The following is a 15,048-nucleotide window of genomic DNA, read 5'->3' on the forward strand; positions in this document are numbered from 1 at the left end:
CATAATTTCAGAATTTAAGTAAGAAAATAAAGAACTGAAAGCAGATATTAATAACACACCAATGAAGATAATTTCAATGATTCCGGCACGTTACAGTGCTTCTCGTTTTCCAGGAAAGCTCATGCAAGATTTAGGAGGAAAGCCAGTTATTCTTAGAACTTATGAAGCCACTGTAGCTACAGGATTGTTTGATGATGTGTTTGTGGTAACCGATAGCGATATTATTTACAACGAAATCGTGAATAATGGGGGCAAGGCCATTATGAGTAAGAAGGAACATGATTGTGGAAGTGATAGGATAGCCGAGGCTGTTGAAGATATGGATATCGATATTGTAATTAATGTTCAAGGTGATGAGCCATTTACGGATAAAGAATCCTTATCAAAACTAATCAATGTTTTTAAAGATGATCATGATAAACAAATTGATTTAGCGTCTTTAATGGTGCATATTACCGAGGAAGAGGACATAAAAAATCCAAATACCGTTAAGGTCGTTCTTGATCATTTTAATTTCGCTTTATATTTTTCACGAAGTCCGATTCCATATCCAAGAGATAAGGAGGTTAAGGTGAAGTATTATAAGCACAAAGGCGTATACGCCTTTAGAAAAGAAGCGATTCTTGATTTTTACCGTTTACCGATGTTAACATTGGAAGCTTCGGAAAAACTAGAGCAACTAAGGTATTTAGAGTACGGTAAACGCATTAAAATGGTGGAAACCGATGTAGAAGGTGTAGAGATTGATACTCCAGAAGATTTAGTACGAGCACAAAAACAATGGAAGTAAACTACCAGAATATAAAAGTTATAGGTTTTGATGCCGACGATACCCTTTGGGTCAATGAAACGTATTTTAGAGAAGCAGAAGTTGCTTTTGGGAATTTATTATCGGAGTATGAAACCCTAAACAAATTAGATCAGGAACTTTTTAAAAAGGAGATTGATAATTTGCCGTTATACGGTTATGGCGTAAAGGCATTTGTGTTATCGATGGTTGAAAGTGCGCTTGAACAATCTAATTACCAGGTGTCTACAAAAACCATTGAAGCCATATTAAACATAGGTAAAGATATGCTGAATAAACCTGTGGAATTACTTGATGGAGTAGAAGAAGTTTTAGAAGCATTGTCACAAAAATACCGTTTAATATTAGCTACAAAAGGCGATTTATTAGATCAGGAACGTAAACTTGAAAAATCTGGGTTAACAAAGTATTTTCATCATATCGAAGTATTAAGTGATAAAAAAGAAGCGAATTATTCGAAGCTTTTAAATCACTTAGATATTAATCCTTCGGAGTTTTTAATGGTAGGTAATTCATTAAAATCCGATGTATTGCCGTTAGTGAATATTAAAGCTCATGCAGTGCATATACCATTTCATACCACTTGGGCTCATGAGCAAGTGACTGAAAAAGAAACTAATGGTAAAAATTACAAAACTATTAGTAGTTTAAAGGAGTTAATAACACTTTTAGATTAAATATAATTTGTGTTAAAATTCATAAAATCTAGTACGATTTTATGAGGTAAATTTTAAAATAACCTTATTTTTGGGTTTCGAAAAAGAAAGCATATTAGATGAGTTATAAAAACTTTCCAATGGTACCAAGAGTTATTTTTGGTCGCGGTAGTTTCAATCAGTTAAATGATATTTTAGAACCAAAGCGTTTAAATTCCAAAGCTCCATTTATTTTTTTGGTAGACGATGTATTTAAAAATAACGCGTGGCTGACTTCTAGAATTCCTTTAGCTTATGATGATAAAATTATATATATATCTGCTGCTGAAGAACCAAAAACGTCTCAGGTCGACGAGTTGGTGGAAGATATAATACTCACAACTAAAGAAAGACCTTCTGGAATTATTGGTATAGGAGGAGGCACCCTTTTAGATTTGGCTAAGGCTGTTTCAATCATGCTAACCAATGAGGGTGAAGCTAAGGACTATCAGGGCTGGGATTTAGTTAAAAATGAAGCTATTTATCACGTAGGCATACCTACTATTTCCGGAACGGGAGCCGAAGTATCCAGAACAACGGTTCTTACAGGTCCTGAAAAAAAGCTTGGAATTAATTCAGATTACACCCCGTTTGATCAGGTTGTTTTAGATTCAGAACTAACCAAAGATGTACCAAAAGAACAATGGTTTTATACAGGTATGGATTGTTATATACATTGTATTGAATCTTTAGAAGGGTCTTACCTCAATGCGTTTAGTCAGAGTTATGGAGAAAAAGCCTTCGATTTATGTCATGAAATTTTTCTAGATAACAATTTATCAGATGAAGAATCACAGGAAAAATTAATGATGGCTTCTTGGCATGGTGGTATGAGTATTGCCTATTCTCAGGTAGGGGTTGCACATGCCATGAGTTATGGTTTAGCCTATTTATTAGGAACTAAACATGGTATTGGAAACTGTATTGTTTTTGACCATTTAGAAGAATTTTATCCTGAAGGCGTAAAGCTGTTTAAAGAAATGAAAGCGAAGCATAATGTTGAATTACCGCAGGGTATCTGTGCTAATTTATCTGATGCTGAATTTGATATTATGATTAATGTATCTCTTGGTATGGCACCACTTTGGGAAAATGCTCTAGGTAAAAACTGGAAGAGTATTATGACTCCAAAAAAACTTAAAAGTTTATACCAGAAAATGTAGTAAAAACTTCGTTAATTAGAGGTTTATAACTTCAATTTGGCATAGATTTTGAACTTTATAGTATGTGTGGGTTCTAATGAAACATAAAGTAAACAATTACTTGTCCCTAAAAAGAAACATTACATGTCTACATACAAAAAAAGCGACTTTCAAATGAAGTCGCTTTTTTTTTTTTACAGAACTCCTAAAATTTTATCCATTACCCAACTGGTGTGCAATGCCGAAGCACCAAGCGATGGATGTGTAAAATCATCTTGAACGAGCATGTTTCGCATATCTTCGACATGGTGTATTTGAATGTGTTTTGGATGTTCTATATCCAGAGTTTCTTTATTTTTCATACTCTTTAATTTAATTGGCTTGTCATGAAAAATAGCAAATTCTATATTGCCTTCACTACCGTGAATGGTAACCTTATCTAATCGTTCATTACAATCGAAATTCCAAAACGCCGATCCTGTAACGTTATTTTCATGAAGCCAGCAAGCCGTTATGGCATCTTTGGCAGAATAATTATCTTGCTGATTTACACTAATACCATTAACTTCTTTTATGTTTCCTAAAATGAAAGTGAAGAAATCCAGACCATGACTGGCTAAGTCATCAAAATAACCTCCAGGTGCTATTTTAGCGTCTGTGCGCCAGTTGTATTCACCAGATTTATCCAATTCTGAAGCAGGCGCACTGAACTGCCAACTGATATGTCTTACTTCTCCAATTTCGTTATTATCAATCCATTCTTTCACCTGAGTAAAACGAGGTAAAGACCTTCTGTAATAGGCAACAAATAAGGGGATATTTTTTTCTTTAAAGGCATTGAAAATAGTTAAACTTTCTTTGTAGTTTGGGGCCATTGGTTTTTCTATGCAGCAGATTTTACCAGCTGCGGCTACTTTTAAAGCATAGAACATGTGTGAATCTGGTGGGGTAGCAATATATACAGCATCAACTTCCGGGTCGTTAATTAAACCGTCGGCATCAGTATAGTATTTCTCAATTTGATGACGTTTTGCGTAGTCTTTAACTTTGTCTTTATTTCTGCGCATTACCGCAACCAGTTCAAAACCCTTAGTAAGTTTGTAAGCTGGTCCACTTTTAACTTCGGTAACATCTCCACAACCAATAATGCCCCATTTAATAACTGTATCGTTTTTTATCATGTGTATATATTTTCTTTCTAAATTAAGAATTCTTTGTAAAGTCAGACTTAGCTAATATAATCTTTATGTTAAGAATTGTTGTAATAAAAAAGGCTATCAAAATTAATGATAGCCTTTTGTAAATTATATTGATGATTTACTCTTCTGTTTCCTGCATCGTGTGATACACATTCTGTACGTCGTCATCTTCCTCAAGTTTTTCTAAAAGCTTTTCAACATCTGCAACTTCTTCACCCGAAAGTGGCTTCGTTACCTGCGGAATACGCTCGAAACCTGATGATAATATTTCAATGTTATTTTCTTCTAAATACGCCTGAATTTTTCCAAAGCTTTCAAAAGGTGCATAAATCATTACGCTAGTAACTTCATTTCCATCAGCATCTTCATCTGTATCTTCAAAAATTTCTTCGACACCAAAATCGATGAGTTCTAGCTCAAGTTCTTCCATGTCTAGACCGTCAGCTTTCACTTTAAAATTACACGTGTGGTCGAACATGAATACAACCGAACCTGAAGTTCCTAAACTTCCGTCGCATTTATTAAAATAACTACGAACGTTAGCTACTGTTCTTGTGTTGTTATCGGTTGCGGTTTCAACCAAAACTGCAATACCATGAGGCGCGTAACCTTCAAAAATAACTTCTTTATAATCTCCTTGACTTTTATCTGAAGCTCTTTTAATGGCACGCTCAATATTGTCCTTTGGCATGTTTACCGATTTGGCATTCTGAATAACAGCTCTTAAACGCGAATTGCTATCCGGATCGGGACCGCCTTCTTTTACTGCCATTACAATATCTTTACCAATACGTGTAAACGCTTTACTCATTGCCGACCAGCGTTTCATTTTACGTGCTTTTCTAAACTCAAAAGCTCTTCCCATATTATAAAATCTTTATATAAAAGTCATTTATAGAATGACTTATTAAGGTTGTTATTTTTAATCTTCGACTGCAAATTTAAAAAAATCTACAAAGCATGTGCATTAGATTTTAAATTGTTGCAAGTTTTAATCTTCATCTTCCGGTTCTACAATCGCTTCTATGGCTTTTGCTAATGCAAAATCTTTATCGGTTACGCCATGAGCGGAGTGTGTAGAAAGGGAAATGGTTAAGACGTTGTAGGTATTAGACCAGTCTGGATGATGATTTAATGCTTCACATTCAAAAGCAATACGACTCATAGCACTGAAGCAGTCTTTAAAGTTGTCGAATTCAAATTCGGCATGAATGGCATCGTCATAATAGTCCCATTCTGGTAGGTGTAATAAACGTTTTTCAATATCTTGTTCTGATAGTTTGCTCATAATGTGTGGTTTTTAATAGGGTTATAATTAGCTACAATGTACTAATTAAGAATTGCAAAATCAATTATATTTCTAACTCTGTTAAAATTTCCTGACTTAATAATTGTAGATTTTTAGGAAGCATATTGTATTTGGGTAAAACCGCTAAATACCGATCGTCGTTTGTAGTATAAACTCTTTTATAAATCGCTTTTTTGAGTCCCGAAATTTTAATAATATCCCTGATAAACTCATCGTGATGCACTAAGTCGATACTTCCCAAATGAAACACGCCAGATTTGTTTCGGTTTATGATATAGTGAATTTGTTGTGTCACTTTAGTGTGCGTAGTGACATTCATAATTAAATTAGGAAATATTTCAACCGGTTCTTTATCACTAATAAGTTGTGCAATTTCTTTCAGTCGTGGACAATAAGGTCCGAAAACCATGGGTAATCGTAGTATGGCAACTTTCTTTTTAGGTAATCGAAGCAGCATGTTTTCAATTTTTATTTTGAAATGCCCGTAAATGCTATTGCTTAAGGTTTTATCTTCTTCATAACTAGGGTATTTGCTATATGCATCAAACACATTGGCAGAGGATAGAAATATAAATTTGGTTTTATGATTATTTATGTATTCGGCAACATGTTTATGTGCAACAAACTGAGCAGAAAAATCGCCTCGAAGGGCAGAAATAATAATACTTGGTTTTACAATATCGAGAATTTCGTAGACATCGTCTTCTTCAATATTATATTGAAAGAAATGCTGATTTTTATCAAATTGAGGATTCTCTGTATTATAGGTGCCGAAGGTATTAAAATAGGGGCATAGCTCTTTGTAGATTGCATGGCCTAAAAAACCGCTAGCCCCTAATATTAGTATTCTATGTTTTACTTCGTTCGGCAACCGTTTCATAACATAGAATTTAGAATTTATGCCTTATAAAAAGGTAGTTTTACCACAGTTGCAGGAACTGCATTTTTACGTATTTGAATGTGAATTTTACTTCCTACAGAAGTTAATTCGGTTGGTACATAACCTAAACCAATACCTTTGCTTAAACTTGGTGACATGGTTCCTGAGGTTACATTTCCAATTTTATTTCCTTCAGCATCCACGATATCGTAACCTTGACGCGGGATACCACGCTCGTCTAATTCGAAGGCTACTAATTTACGCGATGGGCCATTTTCTTTTTGGGCTTTTAAAGCTTCGGAATTGGTGAAATCTTTCGTGAATTTTGTAATCCAGCCTAAACCAGCTTCAATAGGAGACGTCGTGTCATCTATATCATTTCCGTAAAGACAGTATCCCATTTCTAAACGAAGGGTGTCACGAGCCGCTAAACCAATAGGTTTAATACCGAAGTCGGCACCGGCTTCAAATACCTTATCCCATACCTGTTGTACGTCTTCATTTTTAACGTAGATTTCAAATCCGCCACTTCCTGTGTAACCTGTCGCAGAGATAATTACATTATCGATACCAGCAAATTCTCCAACTTCAAAAGAGTAGAATTTAATTGCAGATAAATCGTGACTTGTTAAGCTTTGCATTGCTTCAATAGCTTTTGGCCCCTGAATCGCTAATAACGAGTATTCATCACTTAGGTTACGCATCTCAGCACCTACATCGTTTTTAGATTGAATCCAGTTCCAGTCTTTTTCAATATTACTAGCGTTAACCACTAATAAATATTGCTCGTCCTTTATCTTGTAAATAATTAAATCGTCTACAATTCCACCATTATCGTTCGGCATACAGCTGTATTGGGCTTTACCAATGGTTAATTTTGCAGCATCGTTACTCGATACTTTTTGTATTAAAGCTAATGCATTTTCACCTTCAATTAAAAACTCACCCATGTGAGACACATCAAAAACACCAACGGCGTTTCTTACGGTTTCGTGTTCAATATTTACTCCTTCATATTGAACAGGCATGTTATATCCTGCGAAAGGCACCATTTTAGCACCTAGAGCAACGTGAGTTTCTGTTAAGGCTGTATTTTTCATTTACGTAATATTTTAGTTTGTTCCGCAAATGTATTGAAATTTTATAGATCCCTCTTTTTATCAAAAGTTAAAAAGAACTTAAGATTCAATGCATAAAAATGAAAAATGAACTATTTTAATTTTCTATATCTGAAAAGTGCCAGTAATGATACAAATGCCCAAACACCTTCCAGAATGATAAATGGCCAGTAATTCAATAGGATGGAAGCTAGACATGCTGATGATGCACCGATTAAATTTAAAAGAATAAACGCTACGTGGGTATTTGAAATTTTATTGGTAACATTTAAAATATAAGCGAGGAGTATTAATGATACGCCTACGAAGCCAATCCAATCTGTTAAATTCATTTAGACCTCTTGATTTAATTGTTTTACAACTTTGGCAGGATTACCAACAGCCAGACAATCGGAAGGAATGTCTTTAGTTACTACTGAACCTGCCCCAATAACAGAGCGGTCGCCAATGGTTACACCCGGACAAATTGTGGCGTGTCCACCGATCCAGCATTCTTCTCCAATAGTTACGGGTCTAACGTCTTCCCAGGCACATCGATCTTTAATGTTAAGTGGGTGTCGTGCCGTATAAATATGAACGCCAGGCGCAATTAATGTTTTTCTACCAATAGTTACTTTGGCGCCATCGAGAATGACAGCTCCGAAATTGATAAACACGCCATCACCGGCAAAAATGTTTTCGCCATAATCGCAATGAAAAGGAGGTTCTAGGTGAATGTTTTTGGCTGAATTTGGACATAATTCATTAATGGTATCCTGAAATTTATCGGTATAATATTCGGTAACATTAAGTTTGTGAAGAATGTGTTTTATTTTAGTTCTTATGCCAATCATTTCGTCACAATGGGCGTCAAACGGTTCGCCGGCAAGCATTTTTTCTTTTTCTGTTTTCATAAGTAAAAGTTGAGATAATAAAGTTAGCTGATATGCTGAAATAAAAAAAGCGTTCCATTTGAAACGCTTTTTTTTAAATTAATGATGATTTGTTTTGTCTTTATATCGCTCTATAAATTTTTGATCTAACTCATCAGAGTCTTTGTATTTTTTACGCATATCAGTTAACTCCTTTTTTAGTTTTGTTACAATGTCGGCATATTCTGGGTTATTATAAACGTTATTCATTTCCTGAGGATCATTTTTAAGGTCGTATAATTCCCATTCATCCACATCGTAATAAAAGTGAATTAATTTGAATTCTTTGGTAGCAATGCCGTAGTGGCGTTTTACGGCGTGCTCAGCAGGATATTCGTAATAATGGTAATACACGCCATCACGCGTCCATTCTTCGGTTTTACCTGTTAATAATGGCATTAAACTTTCACCTTGCATATCGTTGGGAATGGAAATTCCAGCCGCTTCTAAAAAGGTTTGTGCAAAGTCTAAATTCTGAACCATTTCATCGCTTGTAATTCCAGGTTTTATTTGGTTTGGCCATTTTATCATTAAAGGTGTTCTGAAGGATTCATTGTACATAAAACGCTTATCGAACCAACCATGTTCACCTAAATAAAAACCTTGATCGGACGTATAAACCACAATGGTATTGTCCTCTAAGTTGTTCTCTTCCAAATAATCTAAAACCCGACCGATATTCTCATCAACTGTAGAAATACAGGCTAAGTAATCCTGCATATAACGTTGGTATTTCCATCGCATTTTATCTTCTTTTGTCATTGTAGGCCAATGGTCTTTAAAGTCTTTATTGATAGCTTCTAAAATAGGCATATACAAGGCTTTTTGCTCTTTATTCATTCTTGAGAAATCACCATGGTTAAACATACCTGTATTTCTCTTATCGGTATTTGCACCCAAAGCGTCAACAGTTTCAGGAAACACTTTCAGGTCGTAAGAGAGTAACATGTGATTTAGAATATTCATTTCTGCAGTTTTAGCTGCTGTTCCTCTATTGGTATAATCATCGAATAAAGACTCAGGTTCAGGGAAGCTTCGTTTTGAATAAGCTTTAAACTTATCAGGTTTAGGCCACCAGGCTCGATGTGGGGCTTTGTGTAGATACATTAATAGGAAGGGCTTTGTGGTGTCACGCTTTTTATCCATCCATTCAATAGACATATCTGTGATGATATCTGTTGCATAGCCTTCTTTGTTTACTCTTTCTCCGGTTGTGGTAATAAAATCAGGATTGATGTAATTACCTTGCCCCGGAAGAATCATGAATTCATCAACACCTTTGGGACTGTTTCCAAAATGAAGTTTTCCAAACATGGCGGTCTGGTATCCTGCTTTTTGAAATAATTGAGGAAATGTGACCTGTGTGGTGTCAAAAGGGGATAGGTTATCAATTTTTCCATTAATATGTGTGTGCTTTCCGGTAAGAATGGTTGCTCTGGAAGGCGCACATATAGAGTTGGTAACCGAGGCATTGGTAAATAAAATTCCATCGTTAGCTATGCGATCGATATTCGGAGTCGTGGTTAGCTTATCACTATAAGCACTTATGGCTTGATAAGCATGATCATCGGACATGATAAAGATGATATTGGGTCGCTTAGAAGTAACTTCAGTTTTGTCTTGGTTTTTCTTGGTTTTACCACAGGAAACGAATAAAGTAATAGATAAGGTTAGGGGTAAAAGTTGTTTAAAATTCATAATTGATTTTAAGTAGAATATTTTGAAAGTTTTAGTTTGAGGGGTAAATATAAACATTCAAATGTATTCTTTGAAGCAAAAAAAAAGCGTTTCAAAAGTGAAACGCCATTTGTATTATTTTAAAAGGAAGTCTTTTAAATCGTCGTAAGTTGAAATCACTACAGACTCTTTTTCTTTATCCATTACTGCTTGAATTTGCTCAGGTAATGGTTGCTTTTCTTTTATAACCTCTTCAACTACATCTAAGAATTTTGTTGGGTGTGCTGTTTCTAAAAACACACAATGCGCATCGGGCTGTTCCTTTAAATAATCTTTACAACCTAAATACCCCACAGCTCCATGAGGATCGGCAACGTAATTGTAGTTCTTATATATTTCCAGCATCGCTTCTTTGGTTTCTTCATCAGAATAACTAAAAGATGATAAGTTGTCCTTTAAATGTTCAAAATCATTTTTATAAATCTCCTGAATGCGAATAAAATTACTTGGAGCACCAACATCCATGGCGTTACTAATAGTTTGTATCGATGGTTTTGGTTCGTATAACTTAGAAATTAAATAACGAGTTACAACATTATTAGCGTTGTTTGAGGCTACAAAATGTTTGATCGGTAAACCTAATTGTTGCGCCATCATTCCTGCACAGATGTTTCCAAAGTTTCCGCTTGGTACTGAGAAGACAATATCTTTATACTGCTTGTGTAATTGCTTGTAAGCAAACATAAAATAGAATAATTGTGGTAACCATCGAGCGACATTAATTGAGTTAGCTGATGTTAACTGCATTTGGTTTGTTAAACTTTCATCTAAAAACGCTGTTTTTACCATCGCTTGGCAATCATCAAATGTCCCGTTAACCTCTAAAGCTTTAATATTTTGTCCGAGTGTGGTTAATTGTTTTTCCTGAATATCACTCACTTTTCCACTAGGATATAAAATAACCACATTTACACCTTTAACCCCTAAGAAGCCATTGGCTACAGCGCCACCAGTATCACCAGATGTAGCTACTAAAACAGTAACTTCTTTGTTGTTATTCTGGTTAAAATAGCCTAAGCAACGCGCCATAAAACGCGCACCAACATCTTTAAAAGCCATGGTTGGCCCGTGAAATAACTCAAGCGTAGAAATGTTATCATTTAACTTCACCACTGGGAAATCGAAAGACAATGTTTCTTCAACAATGGTTTTTAAAGTGTCTTCAGGAATTTCCGGAGAGACAAATTGCTTAATGGCTTCGAAAGCAATTTCGCTATATGACAAATTATCAATAGTATCGAAAAAGGATTGCGGAAGCGGTGTAATACTTTCCGGGAAGTATAAGCCTTTATCAGGAGCCAATCCCTTTATCACGGCATCTTTAAAAGATGTATTTGGTGCTTGTTGGTTTAATGAGTAATAGTTCATTGTATTATCAAATAATAATGAATAGTTAGTTTAATACTTTAATTCCTGAGGTGTTAATCTTAGTCACGTGGATGTCGAAATCGATGTTTGTATTCGAGTAAACTTGACTCATAGCATCTTTTACTTTTTCGGCAGTTTCTAAGCCTTGACTTAAAGAAAATATAGAAGGACCAGATCCTGAAATGCCAGCGCCTAAAGCACCTGCATCGATTACCGCTTGTTTTACTTCGTTGTAATAAGGAATCAATTGACTTCGGTACGGCTCCACAATGACATCATTTAATGAACGTTGAATTAAACCATAATCGCTGGTATGTAACCCATGAATTAAACTTCCGAAATTTGCCCATTGTGTAATAGCATTACTTAATGCTACTTCTTTTGGAAGAATAGCACGGGCTTCAGAGGTTTTAATTTCAATTTGCGGATGAATGATAGTAGCGTATAAATCTTGAGGCGACGGGATTTCTAAAATCTCTAACGGACTAATGCTTTTTACTAAGGTAAAACCACCAAACATAGCAGGAGCTAGGTTATCGGCATGTTCGCATTTACTGGCGAGAGCTTCGCCTTTAATAGCAAATTCGGTTAACTGTGTTTTGTTAAACGGACGACCGATAAGCTCATTCATACCAAATACAGAACCAACAGCACTTGCGGCACTGCTACCAATGCCACTTCCAGGCTTTATGTTTTTGTAAATTTCTATTTCAAAACCGTAATCAACATTGATAGCGTCATACATGGCTAGAGCAGAAACACCTGCAACATTTTCTTCAGCTTTGTATGGTAAATCGAATCCTTCAATGTTTGTGATATGAATCCCTTTTCGTTCAACCTTACGAATAACCATCTCGTCTCCAACACTGTCCAAGCAAAAGCCTAACACATCGAAACCACAAGCTACATTTGCCACAGTGGCAGGTGAAAATATTCTTATTTCGTTCATTTTTTCTAATAAATAGTTCTCAGCAGCACTAGAGCAAAAGCTGGAATTTTGTTTGTGTAATGTCATCTTGTTTAGTTTTAGAGTTTGTCTATTTCTATTCAGATAACAATTAATTATTTCCAATTCTTATAATATCGGCAAACAAACCAGAAGCGGTAACATCAGCACCGGCACCAGCACCTTTAATAATCATGGGTTGGTTCGCATAGCGGTTAGTATAGAACATTACGATATTATCACTTCCTTTTAGATTATAAAATGGGTGATCGCTTGGAATTTCCTGTAAGCTTACACTAGCTTTACCATTATTAAATTGAGCAACATATTTTAACTGACAACCTTTGGCTTTCGCTGAAGCATACAGCGCTTGGTAATGGTCTTCATCAGCAATTAAGGTTTCATAAAAATCATCTACCGTATCACTTTTTAAACCGGCTTCCGACAAGAAAGGTATGTTTTCAATATCTTCTAAATTCATTTCAAAACCACTTTCTCTGGCAAGAATTAAAATTTTTCTGGCCACATCTACACCACTTAAATCAATTCTTGGATCTGGTTCGGTATAGCCTTCAGCGCCAGCTTGTTTTACAATATCGTAAAACTTAGTGGTATCGTTAAAGTTATTGAATACAAAGTTTAAACTTCCTGATAATACTGCATGGATAGATGTTACTTTATCTCCCGATGCTACTAAGTTGTTTAGTGTATCGATGATTGGTAGTCCAGCACCAACATTGGTTTCAAACAAGTAAGGTGCATTATATTTTAGAGATAAACGTTTTAGTAATTTATAATTCTCATAATCACTGGAACAAGCAATTTTATTACAAGCAACAACGCCTATACTTTGACGTAGATATTTTTCATAAAGAAAAGCGACGTCTTTATTGGCTGTTACATCTACAAAAATACTGTTTCGTAAGTTTAGTGATTTTGTTTTTTCAAAGAAACCGTCTAAAGAAGCCTGTTCTCCATTTTCAAGTTGTTCTTTCCAGTTACTTAAATCGATACCATCCTCGTCGAAAATCATTTTTCTTGAATTCGATAAACCAGCAACACGTAAATTGATTTTTAAATTTTCCTTTAAATATTTACGTTGTTGTTTGATTTGCTCCACCAATTTTTCGCCAACGTTACCAACACCTGTGATGAAGACGTTAAGTTGCTTGGTTTTCGATTCAAAGAACTGTTCATGTAAGGTGTTCAATGCTTTTTTTACATCTTTTTCAGCAATTACGGTAGAGATGTTTTTCTCTGAAGCGCCTTGAGCAATGGCTCTAATATTGATATTGTTTTTTCCTAAGGCACTAAACATTTTACCACTGATGCCTTGGTGGTTCTTCATATTATCACCAACTAAAGCAATGATTGAAAGTCCTTTTTCAACAATAATTGGATCGATTTTATGCAGTTGAATTTCATTCTCAAATGTCGCATCGATAGCTGTTTTTGCTAAATCGGCATCACTTTCATCAATACCTAGACAAATAGAATGTTCTGATGAAGCCTGGGTTATAAGGATAACATTAATTTTTTCCTGGGATAGGGTTTCAAATAAACGTTTAGAAAATCCAGGAATACCAATCATACCACTCCCTTGTAAAGTAATTAAGGCAATGTTTCCAATATTACTAATTCCTTTTACTACAGAACCATTTACAGGGGCATCGTCATTAGAAATAACAGTGCCTGCAGCTTCAGGATCTAATGTGTTTTTAATGTGTATTGGAATATTTAAATCTAATACCGGCTGAACGGTTGGTGGGTATAATACTTTCGCTCCAAAATGAGACAATTCCATAGCCTCCTGATACGATATTTTTTCAATCGGGTAGGCCTGTTTCACCAATTTCGGGTTGGTAGTAAACATACCACTTACATCGGTCCATATTTCTAATTGCTCTACTTTTAAAGCGGCCGCTACAATAGCAGCAGTAAAGTCTGACCCTCCACGCCCTAAAGTCGTTTGTTCTCCTAGTTTAGATTTAGAAATAAACCCAGGAAGAATAGTAATTTGTTGTTCAGCACTATTAAAATAATCCTGAATATTTTTATTAGTTACGTCATATTTAACTTCAGCTTTTGTGAAGTTCGAATTCGTAACGATTAGTTCTTGTGAGTTTTTAGAATCTGCTGAAATGCCACGATTTTTCATCGTTTCAGCAATGATATAAGATGATAATAATTCACCAAAACTCACCAATTTATCTGATGTTTTTGGCGATAATTCATTGATTAAAAAGATACCATCTAATAAGCTTTTAAGTGCATTCAATTTATCGTCTACAAAGGCGATAATTGCAGAGCTATCCCCTAAATTAAGTTCATTAATAATGTTAAAATGAATGTCCTTAATCAGGTTGAATGTATCTATATACTGTTGGTCTTTGTTTTGTGCTTGTTTGCCAGCTAGAAGCAATTTGTCTGTAATACCGCCAACAGCCGATACCACACATGTAATTGTATCGTTTTTAGAATAGTTTTCTAATATATTTATAACGTTGTTGATGTTTTTCGATGAACCTACAGATGTTCCTCCAAATTTTAAAACTTTCATGTTTTAATAAGTTGATTGTTTGGTTAAATATGTTGTTTGGTTGTAATTGTTGAAATTACAAAATGAGCCTGAAGAATATATAATTAGTAACCCCAAGGGGTTGTAATAATTGTAGTTGTACCAAAAATAGTAGTGTATCCTTTTGAAGAAAAAGGATGCGTTGTACTCATATTTTGGGCTAAAAGATTCATTATTTCTGTAATAGTATGTTTCAAAAGTATTATTTTTAATGGTATAAAAAAACAAATTGAATTTTTTTACAGTATTCTTACATTGAGTCGATTTTCATTTAATAAAATTCACGAAAGGAATTAAGAAATGAAAATTTAATAAATAAATTTTAAGATAATATTAAGAGAATTTAAAAGAGGCAAC

General features: G+C 34.9%; 14 protein-coding genes. 3 read left to right on the plus strand and 11 right to left on the minus strand.

Features of this window, described 5'->3' with window-relative positions; translation table 11 throughout:
• Positions 1-61 precede the first annotated feature (61 nt).
• The 3 genes from kdsB to RBH94_RS13285 all read left to right on the plus strand — a co-directional run bounded on the left by kdsB (position 62) and on the right by RBH94_RS13285 (position 2,666).
• Complete coding sequence (gene kdsB / locus RBH94_RS13275; protein WP_307881336.1) at positions 62-790, plus strand: 3-deoxy-manno-octulosonate cytidylyltransferase; 729 nt, start codon at positions 62-64, stop codon at positions 788-790.
• Positions 781-1,485, plus strand: a complete 705-nt coding sequence (locus tag RBH94_RS13280; protein ID WP_307881337.1) for an HAD family hydrolase — start codon at positions 781-783, stop codon at positions 1,483-1,485. Before kdsB ends, RBH94_RS13280 begins: the two co-directional genes overlap by 10 nt.
• Positions 1,486-1,604: 119 nt before the next feature.
• Positions 1,605-2,666, plus strand: a complete 1,062-nt coding sequence (locus tag RBH94_RS13285) for an iron-containing alcohol dehydrogenase family protein (RefSeq protein WP_307881338.1) — start codon at positions 1,605-1,607, stop codon at positions 2,664-2,666.
• Between the two features lie 173 nt (positions 2,667-2,839).
• Here RBH94_RS13285 and RBH94_RS13290 read toward each other — a convergent pair whose 3' ends face one another.
• The 11 genes from RBH94_RS13290 to RBH94_RS13340 form a co-directional block, all read right to left on the minus strand.
• Complete coding sequence (locus RBH94_RS13290) at positions 2,840-3,826, minus strand: Gfo/Idh/MocA family protein (RefSeq protein WP_307881339.1); 987 nt, start codon at positions 3,824-3,826, stop codon at positions 2,840-2,842.
• 136 nt (positions 3,827-3,962) lie between these two features.
• Complete coding sequence (locus tag RBH94_RS13295; protein WP_307881340.1) at positions 3,963-4,709, minus strand: YebC/PmpR family DNA-binding transcriptional regulator; 747 nt, start codon at positions 4,707-4,709, stop codon at positions 3,963-3,965.
• Between the two features lie 126 nt (positions 4,710-4,835).
• Positions 4,836-5,132 carry a 4a-hydroxytetrahydrobiopterin dehydratase gene (locus RBH94_RS13300; protein ID WP_188221986.1) on the minus strand — a complete coding sequence of 99 codons (297 nt, stop codon included), beginning with the start codon at positions 5,130-5,132 and terminating at the stop codon, positions 4,836-4,838.
• Positions 5,133-5,196: 64 nt separating this feature from the next.
• The gene (locus RBH94_RS13305) at positions 5,197-6,033 is read right to left on the minus strand and encodes a sugar nucleotide-binding protein (protein ID WP_307881341.1); all 837 of its coding nucleotides are present in this window, start codon (positions 6,031-6,033) and stop codon (positions 5,197-5,199) included.
• 17 nt (positions 6,034-6,050) lie between these two features.
• Positions 6,051-7,133, minus strand: a complete 1,083-nt coding sequence (gene gcvT, locus RBH94_RS13310) for a glycine cleavage system aminomethyltransferase GcvT (RefSeq protein WP_307881342.1) — start codon at positions 7,131-7,133, stop codon at positions 6,051-6,053.
• 350 nt (positions 7,134-7,483) lie between these two features.
• Positions 7,484-8,044 (minus strand): sugar O-acetyltransferase, encoded by a 561-nt coding sequence (locus tag RBH94_RS13315; protein ID WP_307881343.1) that lies wholly within the window; start codon positions 8,042-8,044, stop codon positions 7,484-7,486.
• Positions 8,045-8,122: 78 nt separating this feature from the next.
• Positions 8,123-9,760 (minus strand): sulfatase, encoded by a 1,638-nt coding sequence (locus tag RBH94_RS13320; protein WP_307881344.1) that lies wholly within the window; start codon positions 9,758-9,760, stop codon positions 8,123-8,125.
• A 114-nt stretch (positions 9,761-9,874) separates the two neighbouring features.
• On the minus strand, positions 9,875-11,167 hold the full coding sequence (gene thrC, locus RBH94_RS13325) for a threonine synthase (RefSeq protein ID WP_307881345.1): 1,293 nt from the start codon (positions 11,165-11,167) through the stop codon (positions 9,875-9,877).
• Positions 11,168-11,192: 25 nt separating this feature from the next.
• The gene (locus tag RBH94_RS13330; RefSeq protein ID WP_307883168.1) at positions 11,193-12,116 is read right to left on the minus strand and encodes a homoserine kinase; all 924 of its coding nucleotides are present in this window, start codon (positions 12,114-12,116) and stop codon (positions 11,193-11,195) included.
• A gap of 109 nt (positions 12,117-12,225) precedes the next feature.
• The gene (gene thrA, locus RBH94_RS13335; protein WP_307881346.1) at positions 12,226-14,673 is read right to left on the minus strand and encodes a bifunctional aspartate kinase/homoserine dehydrogenase I; all 2,448 of its coding nucleotides are present in this window, start codon (positions 14,671-14,673) and stop codon (positions 12,226-12,228) included.
• Between the two features lie 83 nt (positions 14,674-14,756).
• Positions 14,757-14,888 (minus strand): hypothetical protein, encoded by a 132-nt coding sequence (locus tag RBH94_RS13340; RefSeq protein WP_307881347.1) that lies wholly within the window; start codon positions 14,886-14,888, stop codon positions 14,757-14,759.
• Positions 14,889-15,048: the final 160 nt, after the last annotated feature.

The organism is Aestuariibaculum sp. YM273 (genome assembly GCF_030908365.1).
Taxonomy (GTDB): Bacteria; Bacteroidota; Bacteroidia; order Flavobacteriales; family Flavobacteriaceae; genus Aestuariibaculum; species Aestuariibaculum marinum.